This window comes from Nostoc sp. CmiVER01, from assembly GCF_034531135.2.
GTDB lineage: Bacteria > Cyanobacteriota > Cyanobacteriia > Cyanobacteriales > Nostocaceae > Nostoc.
Genome location: NZ_JAVRBU020000012.1, coordinates 218,543 through 238,495 on the forward strand (window position 1 = coordinate 218,543; position 19,953 = coordinate 238,495).

Annotated in this window: 21 protein-coding genes and 4 tRNA genes; 14 read left to right on the top strand and 11 right to left on the bottom strand. The window is 41.2% G+C overall.

Features of this window, described 5'->3' with window-relative positions:
* The first annotated feature begins 309 nt into the window (after positions 1–309).
* Positions 310–1,251, top strand: a complete 942-nt coding sequence (locus RMZ43_RS22045; RefSeq protein WP_322647017.1) for an ADP-ribosylglycohydrolase family protein — start codon at positions 310–312, stop codon at positions 1,249–1,251.
* Between the two features lie 172 nt (positions 1,252–1,423).
* On the opposite strand, the gene cutA is transcribed toward RMZ43_RS22045, so the two are convergent.
* The 4 genes from cutA to RMZ43_RS22065 all read right to left on the bottom strand — a co-directional run bounded on the left by cutA (position 1,424) and on the right by RMZ43_RS22065 (position 4,419).
* Positions 1,424–1,756, bottom strand: coding sequence for a divalent-cation tolerance protein CutA (cutA, locus tag RMZ43_RS22050; RefSeq protein ID WP_322655740.1), 333 nt, complete (start codon positions 1,754–1,756; stop codon positions 1,424–1,426).
* Between the two features lie 5 nt (positions 1,757–1,761).
* Entirely contained in the window at positions 1,762–2,763 is a 1,002-nt protein-coding gene (locus RMZ43_RS22055; protein WP_322647015.1) for a transposase, read from the bottom strand.
* Between the two features lie 20 nt (positions 2,764–2,783).
* The gene (locus RMZ43_RS22060; RefSeq protein ID WP_322647014.1) at positions 2,784–3,635 is read right to left on the bottom strand and encodes a hypothetical protein; all 852 of its coding nucleotides are present in this window, start codon (positions 3,633–3,635) and stop codon (positions 2,784–2,786) included.
* Positions 3,636–3,759: 124 nt separating this feature from the next.
* Entirely contained in the window at positions 3,760–4,419 is a 660-nt protein-coding gene (locus RMZ43_RS22065) for an Npun_F0813 family protein (RefSeq protein WP_322655741.1), read from the bottom strand.
* Positions 4,420–4,776: 357 nt separating this feature from the next.
* On the opposite strand from RMZ43_RS22065, the gene RMZ43_RS22070 reads away from it, so the two are divergent.
* Both RMZ43_RS22070 and RMZ43_RS22075 read left to right on the top strand, forming a co-directional pair.
* Positions 4,777–4,849: transfer RNA gene (locus RMZ43_RS22070), tRNA-Arg, on the top strand.
* 72 nt (positions 4,850–4,921) lie between these two features.
* Positions 4,922–5,611 carry a group I intron-associated PD-(D/E)XK endonuclease gene (locus RMZ43_RS22075; protein WP_322655742.1) on the top strand — a complete coding sequence of 230 codons (690 nt, stop codon included), beginning with the start codon at positions 4,922–4,924 and terminating at the stop codon, positions 5,609–5,611.
* A gap of 144 nt (positions 5,612–5,755) precedes the next feature.
* Here RMZ43_RS22075 and RMZ43_RS22080 read toward each other — a convergent pair.
* From RMZ43_RS22080 to nadA, 3 genes are all read right to left on the bottom strand, one after another.
* Positions 5,756–5,827 (bottom strand) — tRNA-Thr (locus tag RMZ43_RS22080).
* Positions 5,828–5,913: 86 nt separating this feature from the next.
* Positions 5,914–5,999 (bottom strand) — tRNA-Tyr (locus RMZ43_RS22085).
* Between the two features lie 123 nt (positions 6,000–6,122).
* Positions 6,123–7,097, bottom strand: coding sequence for a quinolinate synthase NadA (gene nadA / locus RMZ43_RS22090; protein WP_322655743.1), 975 nt, complete (start codon positions 7,095–7,097; stop codon positions 6,123–6,125).
* 149 nt (positions 7,098–7,246) lie between these two features.
* On the opposite strand from nadA, the gene RMZ43_RS22095 reads away from it, so the two are divergent.
* From RMZ43_RS22095 to RMZ43_RS22120, 6 genes are all read left to right on the top strand, one after another.
* Positions 7,247–8,167: a TIGR04168 family protein gene (locus tag RMZ43_RS22095; protein ID WP_322655744.1), complete on the top strand. Its 921-nt coding sequence runs from the start codon at positions 7,247–7,249 to the stop codon at positions 8,165–8,167.
* Between the two features lie 131 nt (positions 8,168–8,298).
* Positions 8,299–8,383: transfer RNA gene (locus RMZ43_RS22100), tRNA-Ser, on the top strand.
* Between the two features lie 250 nt (positions 8,384–8,633).
* Complete coding sequence (locus RMZ43_RS22105) at positions 8,634–10,073, top strand: AAA family ATPase (RefSeq protein ID WP_322655745.1); 1,440 nt, start codon at positions 8,634–8,636, stop codon at positions 10,071–10,073.
* A gap of 29 nt (positions 10,074–10,102) precedes the next feature.
* On the top strand, positions 10,103–10,630 hold the full coding sequence (locus tag RMZ43_RS22110; RefSeq protein ID WP_322647008.1) for a hypothetical protein: 528 nt from the start codon (positions 10,103–10,105) through the stop codon (positions 10,628–10,630).
* A gap of 79 nt (positions 10,631–10,709) precedes the next feature.
* The gene (locus RMZ43_RS22115) at positions 10,710–10,976 is read left to right on the top strand and encodes a FitA-like ribbon-helix-helix domain-containing protein (protein ID WP_322647007.1); all 267 of its coding nucleotides are present in this window, start codon (positions 10,710–10,712) and stop codon (positions 10,974–10,976) included.
* Complete coding sequence (locus RMZ43_RS22120) at positions 10,973–11,431, top strand: type II toxin-antitoxin system VapC family toxin (protein ID WP_322647006.1); 459 nt, start codon at positions 10,973–10,975, stop codon at positions 11,429–11,431. Before RMZ43_RS22115 ends, RMZ43_RS22120 begins: the two co-directional genes overlap by 4 nt.
* Positions 11,432–11,560: 129 nt before the next feature.
* Here RMZ43_RS22120 and RMZ43_RS22125 read toward each other — a convergent pair whose 3' ends face one another.
* The gene (locus RMZ43_RS22125; RefSeq protein ID WP_322647005.1) at positions 11,561–12,427 is read right to left on the bottom strand and encodes an aldo/keto reductase; all 867 of its coding nucleotides are present in this window, start codon (positions 12,425–12,427) and stop codon (positions 11,561–11,563) included.
* 161 nt (positions 12,428–12,588) lie between these two features.
* Between RMZ43_RS22125 and RMZ43_RS22130 the strand changes: the two genes are divergently transcribed.
* The 3 genes from RMZ43_RS22130 (at position 12,589) to RMZ43_RS22140 (ending at position 14,916) form a co-directional block, all read left to right on the top strand.
* On the top strand, positions 12,589–13,350 hold the full coding sequence (locus RMZ43_RS22130) for a hypothetical protein (protein ID WP_322655746.1): 762 nt from the start codon (positions 12,589–12,591) through the stop codon (positions 13,348–13,350).
* Positions 13,351–13,728: 378 nt separating this feature from the next.
* Positions 13,729–14,175 carry a hypothetical protein gene (locus RMZ43_RS22135; protein ID WP_322655747.1) on the top strand — a complete coding sequence of 149 codons (447 nt, stop codon included), beginning with the start codon at positions 13,729–13,731 and terminating at the stop codon, positions 14,173–14,175.
* A 477-nt stretch (positions 14,176–14,652) separates the two neighbouring features.
* A complete protein-coding gene (locus RMZ43_RS22140; protein WP_118171445.1) occupies positions 14,653–14,916 on the top strand; it encodes a DUF3146 family protein in 264 nt (87 codons plus the stop codon).
* 100 nt (positions 14,917–15,016) lie between these two features.
* Here RMZ43_RS22140 and RMZ43_RS22145 read toward each other — a convergent pair whose 3' ends face one another.
* The 3 genes from RMZ43_RS22145 to ntcA form a co-directional block, all read right to left on the bottom strand.
* Positions 15,017–15,469, bottom strand: coding sequence for a pre-16S rRNA-processing nuclease YqgF (locus RMZ43_RS22145; protein ID WP_322647002.1), 453 nt, complete (start codon positions 15,467–15,469; stop codon positions 15,017–15,019).
* A 115-nt stretch (positions 15,470–15,584) separates the two neighbouring features.
* On the bottom strand, positions 15,585–17,075 hold the full coding sequence (locus tag RMZ43_RS22150) for a DUF3084 domain-containing protein (protein WP_322655748.1): 1,491 nt from the start codon (positions 17,073–17,075) through the stop codon (positions 15,585–15,587).
* Between the two features lie 168 nt (positions 17,076–17,243).
* A complete protein-coding gene (ntcA, locus tag RMZ43_RS22155) occupies positions 17,244–17,915 on the bottom strand; it encodes a global nitrogen regulator NtcA (RefSeq protein ID WP_017652326.1) in 672 nt (223 codons plus the stop codon).
* 381 nt (positions 17,916–18,296) lie between these two features.
* Between ntcA and fabI the strand changes: the two genes are divergently transcribed.
* Positions 18,297–19,073 carry an enoyl-ACP reductase FabI gene (fabI, locus tag RMZ43_RS22160; RefSeq protein ID WP_322655749.1) on the top strand — a complete coding sequence of 259 codons (777 nt, stop codon included), beginning with the start codon at positions 18,297–18,299 and terminating at the stop codon, positions 19,071–19,073.
* 129 nt (positions 19,074–19,202) lie between these two features.
* Complete coding sequence (hisB, locus tag RMZ43_RS22165; protein WP_322655750.1) at positions 19,203–19,844, top strand: imidazoleglycerol-phosphate dehydratase HisB; 642 nt, start codon at positions 19,203–19,205, stop codon at positions 19,842–19,844.
* The last annotated feature ends 109 nt before the right edge of the window (positions 19,845–19,953 follow it).

Genomic DNA, 19,953 nt, shown 5'->3' on the forward strand with positions numbered 1-19,953 from the left:
ATTAGATCAATGTTGCCATTTATTTATAAATTTTCCAGGTTAACCATCCTTAAAAATTATAAATAAGCTGTTATAATTACATTCAATGTCTTTTCATTTGGCTCCTTTGTTCCAAAAACAGACGCTTTTAAAACTGGCACAATATTTGGAACTAAAACTAAGTCGGGAAATGGTAAATAAAATACCTAATTAACAATTTTTTGCCGAGCTTTTCACAGATAATAGAAAATAGGCTGTAGCATCCGTTGCAACAAGCAATAGAGGGAATCTATAAAGTTAATTTTGAGCAATTATTGTGGAGATTGAATAATGCTAACCGCTACAAAAACGTTGTCTGGTTTGATGGGTTTATGTGTCGGTGATGCGTTGGGTGTGCCGGTGGAGTTTACTAGCCGCGCTGAACGAGTAAAATCTCCAGTGACAACGATGCAGGGCTATGGCACATGGAATCAACCACTAGGAACTTGGTCAGATGATAGTTCATTAAGCTTTTGCTTGGCAGAATGCCTTTGTAGGGGGTATTCGTTGGATGCTATAGCCAATTCCTTTTGGCGTTGGTACAAAGAGGCTTACTGGACTCCCCGTGGCGATGTCTTTGATATTGGTCAAACTACTCACACAGCAATTATGCGCCTGAAGCAGGGAGTTGTTCCCCATCAGGCGGGTGGTAAGGTTGAAAATAGTAATGGCAATGGTTCGCTGATGAGAATCTTGCCGATGGCTTATTGTCACAGAAACTTTACTTTAGGCGAATTGCTAGCGCGGGTGCATGATGTTTCGGCGATTACCCATGCTCATGCGCGATCGCAAATGGCCTGTGGCATTTATATTAGTATTGCAGTGGCACTCTTGGAAGGGGCTGACCTCCAGACAGCTTATCTACAAGGATTGCAAGATATCCAACCAATTTATTCTGTCCGAGAATTTTTATTAGAGAAGCCGCATTTTGGCAGAGTTTTGAGTGGTGAGATTGCCAAGGTACCAGTAGAAGAGATTAATTCTGGTGGCTATGTGATTGATACCTTAGAATCATCCCTGTGGTGTTTATTAAATAGCTCGTCTTATTCTGAAGCGGTACTGAAAGCTGTCAACTTAGGCGGAGATACCGATACTACTGCCGCCGTCACTGGTGGATTAGCGGGAATTTACTACGGTGTGGAAAATATTCCTAAACAATGGATAAATCAAATTGCTCGTAGACAAGACATTATTTACTTGGCAGAGCGTTTTGCAAGGGCTGTTTACAGTTAGTACTCTGTCAAGCGAAGTTTGAAGAGTAAAGGAACGAACCACAAAGGACGCAAAGGAAGACGGGAAAGAGAGAAATAAAAATTTGATTTACCAAACATTGTTGGCTTGATAGACCACTAGTTTGTAATTTTAAATTATACAAAGAGTGAGGAGTTATGAAAATCCTCACTCCTCACTCTTTACTTTTAACTTGCTGAAAAATCCACTGTAAGTAGGCTTGAGAACCGGCAACAATTGGTAAAGCAATAATTTCTGGGACTTCATAAGAGTGCAATTCCTTAATTTTGGCTTCTATTGCCGAAAATTGCGCCAAATCAGTTTTAATTACTAATTGCCATTCTTGCTCTTTATGCAGTTCTCCTTGCCAGGTGTAAATTGAGTGGATTGGTAACAGACTTACACAAGCAGCAAGTTTAGCCTCCACAAGGGCATTTGCAATTGCTTCTGCCTCCTGCATGTTGCCAGCTGTCACCAATACCACACCATAGCCAGCAGGTGTCTCCATGACCTCTAAACCGTCGTAGACAACGAGTAGACCTGACCATCAATCAGTAGTCGGGTGATGCCCTTAGCTTGCAAATGAGTCCGAGTCTTATGGAGCATTTTACTATCAGGAACTTTAATCACGCGATCGCGTTTCGTAGAAAAACGCTTGGCGACGCGATGGTTATCAAACACTGGCAGAGTTCTTTGCTGGGTTTCCAGGCTGGGAATTTGCCCCAAATCACCAAAGTCTTTAAGAGGTCGAGTAATTAATTCCGAAGAACGGTCAATTACTAAATAGCAAGTTTTTGGCAAATTGGCTATCGACAGAGGTAAAACTTGAACTGATGCTTCACCTGGTCTTCGTTTTGTGACTAACGGTCTTTGGTCATCCAGGTCATCATCATCAAAGTCTTCTTCCTCAAAGTCATCATCATCTAAATCATCATCATCTAAATCATCCAAATCCTCTGATTCGTCTAGCAAATCTTCGCCCAGCATCTGCGCGATGACAGCCGCTCCTGGATGCTCATTCTTTAGCGGTGGGATGGGAATGCTGACTATTTCCGGCGGCTTTGGTTCTGGAGTTTCTAATTTCTCTGTAACTCGGAGCTTTGGTTTTTCCGTCGCCGAGGGGCGTCGCCGCACCCGTCTACTAGCAGCGAGTGACTCAGCCGTTTCCTCAGAGTAAAGTTCCTGCTCTACATGAATTACCCGACGTGGCTGCGGCTCAACCTTTGGCACTTCCACAGGTGGGGTTTCGATGGGTGGAACTTCTATTTCCGGCTCTGGTTGAGTCAGCAGAGGTAACTGCTCGTAGTTTACCTGCGCCCTACCCTCAGGAGTTCTCGCAGCCCGCTTTAGGGAGACTAAGTATTCATACTCATCTTCTGGCAAAGTGCTTTTGAGCAGGCGACTAATTGTCGAATTGCTCACACCATAGCGGTCTGCCAAAGTTGAGGTTGTTTCGGCAGTCTCTCGATATAACTTAAGAATTTCTTGTTTGTCAGAATCTGTTAATTTTCTCACGGTAGATACCAAAATCTTTACTAAGCTCGTTTTCGTCCACTGGTACGGCGCGTTCGTCTTAGTGATGCGTCATATTCTAAGACAGCGCCCATACCAAATAACACTCCACTAAAAACCCAAAACACTTCTAATATCTCTCCACTTTGATAATTGGGGCCTTGGGCATATTTAAACCACATATCTGCAATGTAAAGCGAAAAGGCCGCAGCTGCAATCATTCGCCAAGATTGGGAAACTCTTCCCCCCCAAAAGGCTAGTAACAGAGTGGTAGCAATAATTAACAGAACCACATCGCTAACTACGTAAAACCAATTCAAAATAGCGACTAGTAGTTCTGAGGGTTTTTCCTGTTGCATAGAAATCCACCATGCTAACAAACTACCGAAAACTGCAATTGCTAACACAATTAGCCACTGCCATTTTTCCAGATTGATTCGCCTGGAAGCCACAGCTAAAATCATGCCTGCGCCAAGTAATAGATAAGTCAGTACAAAAAATATATCGCCTACAGACACATCCGGTTCATCTTTTAAAACTATTTCCGTATAGCCGAAAATTATCCCCCCGACGAAATAGGAAAGCATACCTAAGCCAATCAAGAGCCAAACATTTCGACCACTGACGATTTGCGGACTCAGCCAGTTCCTCAAGCATAAGATACCGGCAGCCAAATAAGCTAAAGCTTCAAAAATATTTGTGCCAATCACATACCACTCGGCTCGGCTTTCTATGCCATTTGCTCCCGGAACTTTGGCACTAAACAACAAAAAGTATAGCAGTGCCAGTACGGCCCAGCCAATATTAGCTAAGACAATGTTCTGAGTGGTGAAAATTGATTTAGAAAGGAACGAATTCTCGTAAGAGTTATTCATAAAACTTGACTATGTAGATGAACTCTGGCAGTATTTTGAGTTAAAGGACTGTATATCTAGCAATGTGTCTGCTAAACAACGCACAATCGGACACCAAAAGCAAGTGCCATTGGTAAGAATTTTGTTACTGCCATAGTTTACCCAGTGGGGATTGATTTAGCCAACTGAGAAACAGCGATCGCTCGGCTTCCGGCATATCTTCTAGCTTATAAATGACTTGTTTGGTAAAATTAGCGTTGCCAAAATAGCCCTTTCCTAATCGATGCAGTTCTTGTAACAAAATCACTACATGATTTTCTTGCCAATCAGGTATTTTGGCTGTCGGTAACGGATTAGTAGATACCAAATATTTAACTGCTTCTAAAGAAGATACTTGGGGAAATTGTTTCTGCTTGAACACTTCGGCAATATCTTTTTCAAATAATGCAGCTTGCCTAGCACCTAAAAACTCTTCAATGTCGATAGAAACACCCTGCAACAGCAAAATACTGGCTTGGATTAAAATCGCCGTTTTGCCATGACTACCTGTGTCACCATCCAGTTGCTCTAAACGGATTTTACCCCAAACACTAAAGCGTTCGGGTTCTTCCAGTAAAACACAGGCTTTACCTCGGTTATCCGTTAATTCTCTCCATAAGGCTCTAGCTTCTTCCTCTTGACTAGCTTTGAATACGCTAATCAAGCGAAAAGTCTGCCCTTGATAACTGAGAATCGGCACCTGCTGATCCTTTTTTGGGTGCTGAATGCTTGATATTTCAACATCCTGCCGTTTGAGAATAAACATGGCACTAGCAAATAACTCCTCACAGGGGCACTCTTAATATGGAATATATAATGGCATTTGGCAGCATCGCCAAGGCTGAAATTACCTAGCATACTGTGGAAATGAGCCTAGTGATCGCCACTTCCTTCCCGAAGGTAGCCGCCCAGAGGACGGTGGCGTTAACAGGCAAATAACCCTTTGACAACTTAATATATCTAAACCAATACTCCATCTGTTTCGTTTTCGGTGTAGATTAACTAACTAGCGACTAGCATCTTAGCCTTGCTAATGGTAAATCTGCAATTTTCGATTGCTTCTTGTTACGTCGAAACGATATAATGGTTTAGATGACTCTTTTGGGAGCCATAATTTTGTTTTGGGCGCGTAGCTCAGTGGATAGAGCCACGGATTTCTAATCCGTTGGTCGCAGGTTCGAACCCTGCCGCGCTCGTTTTAACTTAATACGAACCTTAAAGAAGTCTTTTTATGGTAATTTATCAAATAGGCTTAAGAGTTCATATAAATGCACCATACAAAAGATAAGGGCGATCTAGCAGCTGCTAAAGTGATAGCAGATTTAGTCGAGAAAGAATATTCGGTTTTTGTACCAGTAGTAACTGAACATGCACCCTTTGATTTGATTGCCTACAAAGATGGCAAATGTTACAGAATTCAAGCTAAATACAGTTGTGATGGCACACTGAAAAATAAAAGCAATTGGGCAGACAAGAATGGTTGTCATGAGAAAAAGTACAAATCTGATGACTTTGATTTCTATGGTCTTTATTTGCCAGATATAAACAAAGTAGTGTATCCATCAATCAAGTTTGGCGGTTGCGGTATCAGGACAACGCCGCCTAAATCACCCAATCCTTTCTACTGGTGGGAAGATTTTACAGATTTAACTGAAGTAGCATTTAAGCGAACGTACAAGGAGTTCGGCGTTGATTTAACAACCAGAAAGGTTAATCCAGACTCTAGAATTCATACTAGAAAAGTAGAAAGACCATTGAAAGAAGAACTAGAAAAACTAGTTTGGGAAAAGCCAACTGCACAAATTGGCAGAGATTTTGGCGTGTCTGATAAGGCTGTAGAAAAATGGTGTAAGGTTTATGGGGTAGAAAAGCCACCTAGAGGGTATTGGGTGAAGAAGGCTTATGGAAAAGTAGAAGGGCAGTTAACAATTCATGATGATAGCCAAAAAACAAGCTGATACCTAACAATTCTGTCATGATAGCCAAATCATAGTCAGAATAGCTACAAATACAGGTAAAAAACTTAGCTTTTCAATATTTGAATTACTTCAGAAGGTTAAAAGCGTTAGTTTTACGTTGATTATTTTTTTGCAAATTTAAAAAGCCCGTGACGAGGATTGAACTCGTGACCTCACCCTTACCAAGGGTGTGCTCTACCACTGAGCCACACGGGCAAATATAACTTTGTTTTTTTAGTTGTAAGTTACAATGCTGGGAGCTTTGCTCTTAACCCAGTCATTATAACTTATAACTTCGTAAGTGGTGGGCCGGGCTGGATTTGAACCAGCGTAGGCGCTAGCCAACGGATTTACAGTCCGTCTCCATTAACCACTCGGACACCGACCCGATTTGTCTCACGATTTAAAATCTTAGCACCATATTTTAGAAATTGCAAGTTATTAGAAAAAACAACTTGCGGGTAGAGATCGCAACAAAACTGCGTCTCTACCATCTGAGAAAAAATACTGGTTACACGCTCATCTCCAGCATTCGTTGCATTGGTCGCAGTGCAGCAAGGCGAATATCCTCTGACATGGTAATTTCGGGAGTACGATTTTTCATTGCCCAGTAGAGCTTTTCTAGGGTATTTAACCGCATAAATGGACATTCGTTACAAGCGCAGTTATTCATCGGCGGTGCAGGAATAAAATGCTTGTCAGGAGCTAGTTTTTGCATTTGGTGAATGATTCCCGCCTCTGTCGCAACGATAAATTCTTTGGTGGGGCTGTTTTGACAATACTTGAGTAAGGCGGCTGTGGAGCCAATAAAACTGGCGTGGCGTAATACACTACTTTCACATTCTGGATGTGCGATCGCCTCTGCTTCGGGATAGGCAATTTTTAACTGGACAATTTTCTTTTCTGAGAAGGTTTCATGGACAACACAGCTACCTTGCCATAGCACCAAATCTCGTCCCGTCTGTTCCATCACATACCGCCCCAAATTCCGATCTGGGGCAAAAATAATCGGCTGTTCCTTTGGTATCTGCTGGACAATTTTCACAGCGTTGGAGCTAGTACAAATAATATCGCTCATCGCCTTGATATCAGCAGAGCAGTTGATGTAAGATACCACCAAATGATCTGGATGTGCTGCTTTAAAAGCTGCAAACTCCTCTGGTGGACAACTGTCTGCTAAAGAACAACCAGCAGCCAAATCTGGTAAAAGTACTAATTTATCGGGATTAAGTATCTTTGCTGTTTCTGCCATGAAGTGAACACCAGCAAAGACAATCACATCCGCATTGGTTTTTTCGGCGGCTCTTGCTAGTTGTAATGAATCCCCAATAAAGTCTGCAATATCCTGAATATCTGGCTCTTGATAATAATGCGCCAGGATAACGGCGTTGAGTTCTTTTTTGAGACTCTGAATCGCGGCAAACAAATCTAGTGGTAGTTCACCCAGTTGGGTGTTTTCTCGTTGAGCTAGTGCAGTGGTAAACACAGTTTAGGGGTGCTTTATGTTGCAAATGTATGTCCTGTGGATTCAATTATAGTAGTTTTTACCAAAAATAGTGGACGGTTGATATTTTGGGGTTGTGTCCAAATCGGGCTGAGTTTCATATCCTGGAGATAGACGGCAAGGAAAGTGGCATGACCAGTCAAGAAACTCAATCGATAAACCTCAAAATTGCTGTAGTTGGAGATATTCACGACCAATGGGAAGTGGAAGATGGCGTTGCACTCAAGCATTTGGGTGTTGACTTAGTGCTGTTTGTCGGGGATTTTGGCAATGAATCGGTGGAAGTGGTCAGAGCGATCGCATCTCTCGATATTCCCAAAGCAGCCGTGATGGGCAACCACGATGCCTGGTACACCGCCACCGAATGGGGACGTAAAAAGGCTCCTTATGATCGCTCTAAGGAAGACTGGGTACAGGAACAACTCGATTTATTAGGTTCGTCCCATGTTGGTTACGGTAAGTTGGATTTTCCCGCTTGGAATTTAACTGTAGTGGGGGGTCGTCCCTTTACCTGGGGTGGCCCGGAGTGGAAATTCGCGGAAATCTGTAAAGAACGTTACGGTGTGACGAGTTTGGAAGAATCCGCCGATCGCATCGTGAAAGCAGTTAAAAGCGCCGCTTACGAGACGATTATATTTTTGGGTCACAACGGCCCTAGTGGGTTAGGCGATCGCCCCGAAGACCCCTGCGGCAAAGACTGGCACCCAATTGGCGGCGACTTTGGCGATCCAGATTTGGGCGAGGCGATTTCTCAAGCCTTGACTGCTGGTAAAACCATTCCTCTGGTAACATTTGGTCACATGCACCGAGATTTACGCCATACCAAGAAGGTGCAGCGCAAGCCCATCTTTAGAAGTCCAGAGGGGACAATTTACTTAAATGCGGCTAGTGTCCCCAGGATTGTGGAAAATGATGGCGAGAAGCTGCGTAACTTTTCCATTGTCACCCTAGAGGCAGGTGTGGTTTCGCAAGTTTCCCTAGTTTGGGTGGGGAATGACTTTCAGGTCGCTAAGGGGGAAATTTTGTATGAGCGATCGCGTATTGTATCGTAGACATTCGCATCCAGTAGTGCAATCTGCGTAGATAATAGGGTATAGTATTATCTGTCAAGTTTAGTGCTAACCAACAAAAGCGCCTGAATAGCGTCTGAAAGTAGGATATGCACAAGTTTGACAGATTTACTGGAGAGGTGGCAGAGTGGTCGATTGCGTCCGACTTGAAATCGGATGAGGCTAAAACCTCCGGGAGTTCGAATCTCCCCCTCTCCGTTGAAAGATTTATGTATGATGCATTACAGATAAACTCTCTGACTAAGAGATTCCAGTTTATGAGAGTGAATCAAATTTATATTGCATATAACAGTAAAGCTAAAGATAGCGCTATTATCATTCAAGGTATTAGGATTCAGATATGTCATTCAGCAACAAATTATGATTTGCTGAATTTACAAAGCGTGGTAGCTTTATTTGAGTATATATAGAAAAAATTAACCTTAAGTAATTAAAATAAAATGGTGCCATGAAAGTAGAAATTCATAACTTAGGTGTTATCGAAGAACTTGAAATTGACTTAAAACCTCTTACTGTTTTTATTGGAAGAAATGGCACTGGAAAAACTTGGGCCGCATATACTTTAGCATCTATATTGGGTAAACATGGATTTGATAGGTATTGGAAAAGTTACATAAATGGCAAAACTCTGCAGAAATATCGGGTTATAGATAATGCTATTGAGCAATTTTTGCAAGAAGGAAATGTTCATATTGACTTAATTAAGTTTGCTGAAGAGTATGCCGAGGCATATATTAATGATGTTGCTAAGTCATCTCCTAGTTGGATGAAAAGATTTTTGAGTACTGAACGTAGTGATTTTAAATCAATGAAGATAAGCTTTGATTTAGCTACGGTAAAACAAGAAATACTTGAAAATATTAAAAAATATAGTTTAGAAAGGCAAATTTCTTTTGGCTCACAAGGTAAAAACTATTTAAATATATTAAAGGAAGTTGGTGAAAATAATATTTATTTTAACATAATTTCCGAAGGTAGCATTTTGAAAGAAATTCCTATAAGGTTATTTAAAGAACTTCTACTTCAAGAGGTTTTTCAAATACTTCATAGGTCTTTTTATTCGTATGTTTATATATTTCCTACAGAGAGAACTACTTTTATAACTTTTCCTTTTTCTATTAAGAAAGAAATAATAAAACTCGAAAACTTAGATTTTGATAATTTTGATGAAACCTCTAATGTTGATGATATAAAAACAATAATATCTGAACGTTTTGATCAACCAAAAAGCAAAAAACCAAGTGAGCCAGTACAAAGTTTAATAGAAATATTAGCAAATGCATATATAAATACAACAGATAAAAGACAAGAAGAAATTCAGAAAAGACCAGAAATTGCCATTTATGCTGAATTAGCAGAATTATTAGAAAAACAAATTTTGCAAGGTAAAATAGATTTTAATGAGCCTGGATTAGAAAATGAAATACTTTTTCAGCCCTCAGAAAAAATCAAATTGGAAATGACAATTGTTTCATCTATGGTTAAAGAGCTAGCACCTTTAGTTCTTTGCTTACGCTATCTGGCTGAACCGGATGAGTTGCTGATTATTGATGAACCAGAAATGAATTTACACCCATCAGCACAAATAGCAATTACTGAATTTTTAGCAATGTTAGTCCAAGCTGGTCTAAAAGTATTAATTACAACTCATAGTCCTTATATTTTGGATCATCTATCGAATTTGATGAAAGCTGCTAAATATAAAGATAAAGAAAGTCTAAAAAATAAATTTTATTTAGAACGGATAGAAGCTTTTATTCCTCAAGAGAAAGTCTCTGTATATCTGTTTGAAGATGGTATAACTAAAAATATTTTAAATGAAGAAGGGCGTATAGATTGGGGTACATTTGGTGATGTATCTGATGATATTTCCCATATATTCCCATAGTCACTCTTAAGCTAAGGAGTGATTTAAAAATGCCTTTAAATAATTTATTGTTATCGAGTTGTTTGCTACCAGGAAAAACAAGTTATACAGAAAACGGAGTAGAGATAAATATAAAACCATCTAGCGGTGAAACAATTCTTTTTTTTCTTATAGATAATCAGTCAAATCCTAATTGTAAATTTCGTCAACTATTAGGATTAGAGCAAGAAGGTATGAAAATCTGTGATTTAATTGTCTTTTATGCAAAAGAGAGTAAAAGAATAATCTGCTTTGTAGAATTAAAAGGTAGTGATGTGAAAACCGCTACAAAGCAAGTTATATCCACACATACATATTTTAAAAAATTATTGAAACAGTCTGAACCATCATTAAGTTTTATTGCAAAAGCATATATTAAATCTAACAGTTCTGTCCCACAAGAAATTGATAAATATAAACAAGAATTAAAGCAGGAATTTGGCGAAAATAACTACGATATTAGCAGGAATTCAGATTTAGGTAACTTTCTGCGAGACGTTGACTATCAACCCAGAGGAAAATCAAAAAAAAGTAGATAATTGGCAGCCAGCGATCGCTCCTCCTCTCCATGCTTGCATCGTGCTAGCATCAGGATAAATCCTACTTTGAGGTAAAGCGATGGCTACCCTTTATGTGAGAAATTTACCTGATGATTTGTATGCAAAGCTGCAAGAGTTAGCGGCATCTGAACACCGTTCCATTAACGCCCAAGTTATCACTCTGTTAGAGCAAGCTTTGAAGACTGAAGCACAGCAAGCAGAAGACCAGAAACGACAGAATGTACTTAAAGTCCTAGAAGAAAGTCGCCAGCGTCGCCGTCTGAATCCAGCAGACTTCGCATTGCCTGATAGTACTGAAATGATTCGAGAAGACCGCAACAGATGAGCATTCCTCTTAAATGCGTGGTGGATACCAGTGTGTGCATCAAATATTTTATCTCTGATCCACTAACCCCCAAAGTTAACCAACTTTTTGATCACCTTGCCAATCCACAGACAGAAATGTTTGTTCCAGACCTTTTTTACATTGAGTGTGCTAACGCCTTATGGAAGTATGTCCGTGCAAGGATGTACACTGGTGCTGAGGTTCAGGCAGATTTAGCTACTCTCAAAGCTTTTCCCTTGGGTGTTGTCTCAACGGCTGATTTGATGGCGGATGCAGTTATGATCGCATTAAATTATGGAATCTCCGCCTACGATGGCTCGTATGTCGCACTTTCACATCAGGCATGTGCTAGTTTGCTGACTTTCGACGGCAAGCTGGTGAAAGCTCTAGCAGGTTCATCTTACAATATTTGCTCGTTTAATGAATTTGAGGTTCCGCCGTTGGAGTCGATGTAGAGAGCGATCGCTTTTCCTCACTATAATATTCAACCCCAAAGTATTGGATGAGACTAAACATCTCGATACATCAGGGTTGGGGATGAGGTTTAGACTGTATTACACCGAAGTGAAAATCGCTTGCAATGATTAAGTTGCCCGATCAATTTTTTGCACTTCATCATCAGATAGTTTCACATTGATAGCTTGTGCTGAGTCTTCAATGCTAGAAACCTTGCTAGCACCAGGAATTGGTAAAATAGCAGGCGACTTGGAACGCAACCACGCCAAGACGATATTATATACTGAAACACCTTTTTCTTTAGCTAAGTTAGCGATCGCAGGGATATCTTGTAAATCCTGATGACGACGCCTACCACCAAAGGGACTCCAAGGCAAAAACGTCAACCCTTGTTCTTCGCAATACTTCAACACGCCGTCATTTTCTGGCTGTCGTTGCCAAGGGCTGTATTGATTCTGCACCGAAACAATATCCACGACATCTCGCGCCCGTTTAATCTGTTCAACGGAAAAGTTAGAAACTCCCACAAATCGAATTAAACCTGCCTCGACTGCTTCTTTCACAGGTGCAAGGGATTCTTCGATTGTGTACTTAGTATCCGGCGAATGATATTGCCAAACATCAATGGGTTTAGCACCACCTAACGCCTCAAAGCTAACTCGAATTGTTTCGCGTAAATGTTCTGGGTTGCCGTTGCTTGTCCAGTTTCCATTGGGACGCATCAAACCGCCTTTAGTTGCCACAATTACTTGACTAACATCGCCTTTGTAACTAGTAAGCGCCTTGTGAATTAGTCGCTCGTTGTGGTGCTTATCTGACTCATCTTTGCAGTAAGAATCGGCAGTGTCAATAAATGTGATACCCAGATCCAAAGCCCGATGAATAACTTGGATTGATTGCGATTCAGGAGGGCGATTAGAGATTGACATGGGCATACCACCCAAACCGATCGCACTCACAAATATACCAGTTTTTCCTAGCTGTTTGCTTTCCATGCTTCTAGCTCTAGCTTTCTGCCCCAATTATCTACCAGCTAGCCAAAGCTTTTTTAGCGATTCATCATAAATCCTCCCTAGTACTTAGACTTGGCGATTAGTTAATGCGCTACGAGGGGAATACTCTACTCAGGGCTTAAGTATTATATACACAGACACAGATGAAAATTGTAGAGGAAACCCGTACAAGATTGCAGCTAAAACATCGACCACTCAGATATTGGTTCAACGGGTGGTGCTTTTTTATTTTCGGTTTAGGCTTTTTGATTTACTGTTTAGTTTTTAATTCTGCTTCAATTCATCTAACTTGCGATCGCCTTTCATCAAACCAAATTAACTGTGACTTGAAGCGGTTTAATTTGCTGGGAAGCATGGAAAAGCTTAAAATGTTTGATCCTCAAGAAGCATACATCCTGACAAAGACTAGTAGCAAAGGAGGAAAAAGCTATCAAGTTATTATTGTGACTCCATTTGGAGACTTTGATCTGCTATCAAATATTAGCTATCAAGAGAATGAGGAAGTTGTCTTAAAAATCAATAATTTTATTAACTCTGGGCAAACTTCCCTATTAGTGCAGCAGAATCAGCGTAATTATTTATTTTTCTTCAGTTTATTTATATTGATTATGATGGCGATCGCTGCTTATTTTGGCACATCACCTGTAACTACCTGCACCTTCTATAAGAGTATCGATAAGGTATTTATTGAACGTAAAAGTTTGCGTGGTAAGCAAATTATTGAACATCCACTAGAAAATATTTTGCGTTTTGATATCCAAGAACAGCAATATAAATACTCTAAGCTTTACCGGGCGGTAATTGTGCTGAAATTTGGTGAGGTAATTCCAATTAATCCCCAATATACTGATGAAAAAAACGTTAGATATGCAGTTTCTAGGATACTCTCATTCCTAAAATTTTAACCGAAATTACCCCCAGGGTAACTTGCTGACCCAAACTTTCCGACATTAAATCCGTGCAGGTTATACAGCAACAAAAAAGATCCCCGACTTCTCAAAGAAGTCGGGGATCTGCGGCTTGCAATAGACATTGCCCCTGATGATACCTTCGAGTGATCTGGGCTGGATATATGCGCTCTTTTAATAGTCAATTAAGCTTTGCAGCCGTTAGGCGATTAAGTAAAGTTTTCAAACAAAATAGGGGAGTTTTGCACAATCGTTTCAATGCCCCTAATTATGTAGATTTGCAAATAAATTATATATGAAGTAGCTACTAGCACTATATTGCAATGTTGATAAAGGTTATTGACTTGATGTAATTAACCAACAATTCATTAAAGTATGAAACCATTAGCATTAAGTAGTTCCTTGTTAGCTATTGTTGGATCGGTAGTCAGTTTAACACTGCCTGCAACAGCAATCAACGCAGCATACTTTGGCAAGACAACACAGAGTCTTTCATTGCCTATTACTCAGGGTCAGGAACTCAGGCTAGCGGAAATTCTTCTTCCTCGTGGTAAGTGGATAGTTAATTATTCCGCGACAGCTATAAACTTTGGAGCGAATGACACCATGCGATGCTATGTCCGCGCCAGAGAAACAGGTCAGATTCTTTCTGAACACGTAGCCGTCGTTGGAACACAACAGGGTGCATCTCTGGCATCTACAATCAGTGGGGTTACAGTCGCTAACTTAAATGAGCCAACCACAATGCTTCTTGTCTGTAACCACGATAACACTGGTAAGACACCTATCATTGATGCTGGTGCTGAGATAGCCGCTTACTAAGCAAGCCCTTAAAGAATATTTGTAAAGTCTAATTTATGACTCGTCCTAGCGAATATAATTCGCGGCTACACAGGCAAAACCCACCTCCGTGGGTTAGCAAGCCCTTCATTTTGCACGCTTTCCACGAAGGTAGACTTCTCTGCGGGACGCTACGCAAACGCTTGTATAATAGCAAATTTTATTCACACAATGCTTTAAAACCTTGTTGCGTTATATAGTAGTCCTAAATCATTCGTGAACAACAAGATCCCCGACTTCTCGAAGAAGTCGGGGATCTGAAGCCCCTAGATTTTCACAAATAAAATAGGATTGCTATAGCCGCGACTTCAGGATACTGGAATCGTTTTGCTCATAACACAACCTAGTCAACTACAAATACCTACTTTGTCAGTTTGTGTAATTAAGCTATGTTTGGTAAATAGAATAAGTAGCCAGCCTATATAAGCGGCTGTTATTTCACACTTGACATAAAGCATTGTGAGTGCAAAACGTCTGCCAGAAACCATTGCCCATGTCAGAATTACTCGCCAATCCTGGCAACACGGCTTCCTTGAAGGCGAAGTGAATGCTGGTGAGTTTGAGTGGCATTTTCAGTGGCATTTTCGCCGGGGAGAACTTGCCGTCAAGCCTTCCCAAGGCCGCGCCTTAATCAAAGAACCCCTCGGTCGATTTTTAGAGCAACAAGATTATCAGCTAGAGCCTGGAGGAGATTATGCTTTTACTATTCGGGCGGAACTCTAAAAGTTAGAAGCCATTCAATTTTGGATTTTAGATTTTAGATTTTTGCTTGAATCCAAAATCCAAGTTGCGCTGGAAGCGCACCAGAGGTGCGACCCAAAATCTAAAATTGGCTGACTGTTGATTCAGTGAGGCGATTTAAGTATCTTTCGATTAAGAGGATGGCAACAATGTCATCTATCGGTCTTGGTGGCTGTCGTAGACCCTGTGGCAATAGTTTTATTAACCCTTGGGGCGGGAACATTTGCCAATAGCGATCGCGTGCTTCTAAGGTTGTGTAGCGCTCATCGACTAAAATAATACTCAACGGTTCTGTCAATTCCTGATATAATTTCTGTCTCCACTCCTTGGCTGTAGTTTGGTCGCCCATCACCATCAAAGAGATCGGAAACTTTTGACGCAGTGTCTCAATACTAGCGATCGCCTCTTTTGCTAAGACGACCTGATGATAATACAATTGTCGATCCAGTCCCATCACCGCTAAACCACACTTATCTCGACCTGGATCAAATCCCAATATGACTGGTTGCGTTGGTGAAAATTCCGGGAAAGTCATAATAAATTAAAATTAAAAATTAAGAATTAGAAATCAATAAATTCAATCACAGCAACTATTTTGACTGCTGTTGGATATGTTTAAATCTTACTAATAACAGTGTGCAAATAATGTTTTAAGTAGTAAAAATAATTTGTCCGTTGACTATTGCCACTAATTTTACTCTCAATGGCCCGGCTGTATAAGTGTCCTCTGCTGCGATCGCTTTAATCTCTAATGGTTGATTGTATTGTCTTAATTGGCTAACAAAGCGTAAGAAAGTCCCCTCTACTTGTACATCTTCGACAATTCCGGCATTACGGGCCCGAAATTGGGAAGCAGAAATCAATATTTCCAGTCGCTGCTGTAACTGATAGGATGTCATGGTTTTGGAATCAGCAGTCGTTGTGGCTAGTACTGCGCCTCCCGAAAAAACCAATTGATTACGGGCTATATCGGTGAAAAATTCTATCTGCTTTTCTCCTCTAACGTAATTACCAGCCGAGAAAATCCGCACCACGTATTCTTGACCATCGCCAATTGGCTTGCTCAACTGGTCAATCCTATCCTGAGTCACGCGCAGTAGCTCTACATTTGCAGGATTCGCCCCAGGCTCACTTAATCTGAGGTTGGCGTTGCGATTGGCTTCTTGTAAAAGTTGTATCACTGCCTGACGAGCAGCAGCAGGTTGGGTAACACGAACTACAGCAGCAGCCAGAACTTGACTGCGAACTAAGGCTAGCTTACCTAGACGCAGATCGCGGTAGGACTGATAATATTTTTCCAACCTGGCAACTTCCATTTCTAGTTGCTCCTGTTGTGCTTCCAAGTCTTTGAGGCGTGATTCCCGTTTGGCAATTACTTGCTCTCGCGCTGCAACTTCTACATTACGCTTTTGAATTAATTGATCGAGTTGGGCAATTTTTTGATCGCGTACTTCTATGCCTTCTTGGCGATTGGCAAGTTCGCGATCGCGTTTTTCAATAGCTGTTTTGGCTTCGTCAATAGCTTTTTTAGCTTCAGCGTACAGTCGTTGACGCTCTGTCTTTAGTAGTTCAACTGCGGCCTGTAGCTCCTTTCTCTGATTGTAAACGCTTTGCAATTCAGCTATAGCTTTTTGGTATTGAGGTACAACTTGTTCTAGCTGACTTTGAGTGCGTTGGAGTTGAGTTTGAGTTTGAGCTTGTTGACTAATGGTGCGGTTCAACTGAGCTTGTGTTTGGCGTTGTTTGGCATTGGCCGCCTGCAAATATTGATTAATTACCTGCAAGTCTTGTTGTGCTTTTGTTTGGGCAATTCTTGCTTGGTTTAGCTCACTCTCTACCTGACTTTTTTGAGTTTCTGCGGTTTTTAGCTGTTCCCGCTTCTGTCTGAGGTCTGTTTGAATATCTTCTAATTCAAAGACTCCCTTTCGCAAGCCTTCGTCGGCAGCGAATAAAATCCCTAATGTTGATGCAGAAATCAAACCGCCCGTAAAAATAGTTACTAGTACAGCAGTATTTTTTGGACGTAGGTTAAAAAGTGAGAGGCGGGCTTTGCCAACTCGTGTGCCGATGCGATCGCCCACGGTTGCAATTACGCCTCCCAGAATTAAAATTGCTGCGATGAGGATGTATCCGGTGGTCATCTTTAGCTACCGAAATCCTTCCAGATACAGCCTACTACTTTTAAGCATTGTCTGGAAAGAAGTGGAAATTGGCAATAGCTGAAATTACTCAATTTTAGATTTACCTCTAGCTATTAGTGTCATTTTTCAAAATAAAACACGCGCCGATTCCCCTTTCTCCAATTGATTTTATGTAAATTGCCTACTTAAGGTAACAGGTTTGTGCACAGTAATTTTCTTTTTGTGGATAGAAATCATCTTTTTCTCACGTAAATCCCCTAGTAGCCTAGTAACAGTAACACGAGTTGAACCAATTGCTTCTGCGATCGCTTGATGAGATAACTTCAGATCAATTGTGATCCCATCTGCACAAGGAACTCCAAAATCTCGACAAAGAATTAGCAAAAAACTCACCAACCTAGAACCCATATCTCGGTGAGCGAGAGTTTCAATCATCATCTCTGTTTGTAAAATGCGCGAAGACAGACCTCGCAGCATTAACATTGATAATTCTGGATTTTCCTTGAGTGCTTGCTCTACTTGTTCAATTGGTGCTGACAGTAATTCCGCAGGCGTAAATGCAACCGCATGGTAAAACCGATCTGACTTATTTCCCGTCAGCAATGACAATACACCAAAAACACTATTTTCCCGCAGCAACGCTACCGTTATTTCCTCTCCTGCCTCATACACCCTGGAAAGTTTAACAGCACCTTTCAAAAGAAAATAAACTCGTTCGGCAGGATCGCCAGGAAAAAAGATCGTTTTATTGCGTTCAAACGTTTCCACAACTGGCGGAAACGCCCCGGTCGCCATCTGACGAAATACATTTGCTAGGGCTTTATCTTGTGTCACGATCATCTCCCTTCCCCTACCCAATGCCGGAAAAACAAAAACTGATTACCTAAGAATACACCCGAAAAATGAATAAAGCACCGTCAACCTTTCTGTACTTTCCTATACTCAAACTAATCTCTTCATAACTCTTTGTTTATAATGATACATAATTGGTGATCCTTTCAGCTACAAATTGTTGATAAGTACTTCCAATAGCAGTATTAAAAAGGGTTTTTTAAAGAACAAATAAAGTTATTTTGGAAATATCTTTAGGAAAAATCAAGATTTTTGTCATAGCAAACACTCTTACCAATATTCATTTTTGCAAAGCCTGTATAAAACAAAGACAAAACGTGCCTCAGATTCTAGTATGCTCCTAGATGATCGATCGCATTAACAATTTATATGCTAAATCTGACTGGAAAAAATGCTCTTGTTACAGGTATTGCCAATAACCGCTCGATCGCCTGGGGCATCGCCCAACAGTTGCACCTCGCCGGAGCAAACCTGGGTATTACTTACCTGCCCGATGAACGCGGCAAGATGGAGAAAAAAGTTGCGGAATTGGTAGAACCCCTCAACCCCAGCTTATTTGTTCCCTGTAATGTCCAAAATGATGAACAGATTCAATCTACCTTTGAGACAATCCGTGAAAAGTGGGGAAAGCTAGACATCCTCATCCATTGTCTTGCCTTTGCCAGCAAAGATGATTTGACTGGAGATTTTAGTCAAACCTCTCGTTCTGGCTTCAACACCGCCTTAGAAATTAGTACCTACTCACTGGTGCAGTTAACTGGTGCAGCTAAACCTTTGATGACAGAGGGAGGTAGTATCGTCACCCTCACATATTTAGGCGGTGTTAGGGCAATCCCTAACTATAATGTCATGGGAGTTGCCAAAGCTGGCTTAGAAATGAGTGTACGTTACCTAGCCGCCGAACTAGGGCCACAAAATATCCGCGTCAATGCCATTTCCGCAGGCCCCATCCGCACCTTGGCATCTTCAGCAGTGGGTGGGATTTTGGATATGATTCATCATGTAGAAGAAGTAGCTCCCCTACGACGCACCGTAACTCAGCTAGAAGTGGGTAATGCTGCCGCTTTCTTATGTAGTGATTTGTCTAGCGGCATTACCGGACAAATTCTATATGTAGATGCAGGATATGAAATTATGGGAATGTAAGATAATTTGGGGAGTGGAGAGTAGGGAGTGGGGAGTAGGGGGAGTAAGCGAAGAATTATTCTTGCCCATTCCCCATTCCCCATTCCCCATTCCCCATTCCCCATTCCCCATTCCCCACTCCCCATTCCTATGCAAACAACCAATCGTCAAGTTAATTCAAACTACGACCAGTCAACTAAAACCCCTCGGATTGCCACTGTTCACCGCACCACTGGCGAAACTAATGTGCAAGTTACCATCAATCTGGATGGTAGAGGAACTTGCACAGCAGCAACAGGTGTTCCGTTTTTAGATCACATGTTGCATCAAATTGCTTCCCACGGGCTGATTGATATAGATGTTCAAGCCAAGGGAGACTGGGAAATTGATGACCATCACACCAACGAAGATGTAGGTATTACCTTGGGTCAAGCCTTTAACCAAGCACTAGGGGACAGAAAAGGCATTGTCCGCTTTGGTAATTTTCTTGCGCCACTGGATGAAGCTTTAGTTCAGGTAGCGCTAGACTTTTCTGGACGCCCTCACCTGAGTTACGGCTTACAAATTCCTACCCAGCGTGTAGGAACCTATGACACTCAACTCGTACGCGAATTTTTTGTGGCACTGGTGAACCATAGCCAAATGACACTGCACATTCGGCAACTGGATGGCATTAATTCTCATCACATTATTGAAGCGACATTTAAGGCGTTTGCAAGAGCAACTCGGCTGGCGGTGGAAATTGACCCTCGTCGTGCTAGTCTAATTCCCAGTTCTAAAGGCGTTTTGTAAAGCTAACCAGAATTATTTGCTAGGACTAATATTTTTAGTGTTAACTCAGCTACTCTATTTACGACAATTGACACACAGGTTAGTGATGGTTATTATCAGCCTATTGGGT

Excerpts from the sequence above, each read along its gene's own strand:
- RMZ43_RS22045 (WP_322647017.1), top strand. The coding sequence starts at position 310 with ATGCTAACCGCTACAAAAACGTTGTCTGGTTTGATGGGTTTATGTGTC.
- cutA (WP_322655740.1), bottom strand. The coding sequence starts at position 1,756 with ATGGAGACACCTGCTGGCTATGGTGTGGTATTGGTGACAGCTGGCAAC.
- RMZ43_RS22060 (WP_322647014.1), bottom strand. The coding sequence starts at position 3,635 with ATGAATAACTCTTACGAGAATTCGTTCCTTTCTAAATCAATTTTCACC.
- RMZ43_RS22065 (WP_322655741.1), bottom strand. The coding sequence starts at position 4,419 with ATGTTTATTCTCAAACGGCAGGATGTTGAAATATCAAGCATTCAGCAC.
- RMZ43_RS22075 (WP_322655742.1), top strand. The coding sequence starts at position 4,922 with ATGCACCATACAAAAGATAAGGGCGATCTAGCAGCTGCTAAAGTGATA.
- RMZ43_RS22095 (WP_322655744.1), top strand. The coding sequence starts at position 7,247 with ATGACCAGTCAAGAAACTCAATCGATAAACCTCAAAATTGCTGTAGTT.
- RMZ43_RS22105 (WP_322655745.1), top strand. The coding sequence starts at position 8,634 with ATGAAAGTAGAAATTCATAACTTAGGTGTTATCGAAGAACTTGAAATT.
- RMZ43_RS22110 (WP_322647008.1), top strand. The coding sequence starts at position 10,103 with ATGCCTTTAAATAATTTATTGTTATCGAGTTGTTTGCTACCAGGAAAA.
- RMZ43_RS22115 (WP_322647007.1), top strand. The coding sequence starts at position 10,710 with ATGGCTACCCTTTATGTGAGAAATTTACCTGATGATTTGTATGCAAAG.
- RMZ43_RS22120 (WP_322647006.1), top strand. The coding sequence starts at position 10,973 with ATGAGCATTCCTCTTAAATGCGTGGTGGATACCAGTGTGTGCATCAAA.
- RMZ43_RS22125 (WP_322647005.1), bottom strand. The coding sequence starts at position 12,427 with ATGGAAAGCAAACAGCTAGGAAAAACTGGTATATTTGTGAGTGCGATC.
- RMZ43_RS22130 (WP_322655746.1), top strand. The coding sequence starts at position 12,589 with ATGAAAATTGTAGAGGAAACCCGTACAAGATTGCAGCTAAAACATCGA.
- RMZ43_RS22135 (WP_322655747.1), top strand. The coding sequence starts at position 13,729 with ATGAAACCATTAGCATTAAGTAGTTCCTTGTTAGCTATTGTTGGATCG.
- RMZ43_RS22145 (WP_322647002.1), bottom strand. The coding sequence starts at position 15,469 with ATGACTTTCCCGGAATTTTCACCAACGCAACCAGTCATATTGGGATTT.
- RMZ43_RS22150 (WP_322655748.1), bottom strand. The coding sequence starts at position 17,075 with ATGACCACCGGATACATCCTCATCGCAGCAATTTTAATTCTGGGAGGC.
- ntcA (WP_017652326.1), bottom strand. The coding sequence starts at position 17,915 with ATGATCGTGACACAAGATAAAGCCCTAGCAAATGTATTTCGTCAGATG.
- fabI (WP_322655749.1), top strand. The coding sequence starts at position 18,297 with ATGCTAAATCTGACTGGAAAAAATGCTCTTGTTACAGGTATTGCCAAT.
- hisB (WP_322655750.1), top strand. The coding sequence starts at position 19,203 with ATGCAAACAACCAATCGTCAAGTTAATTCAAACTACGACCAGTCAACT.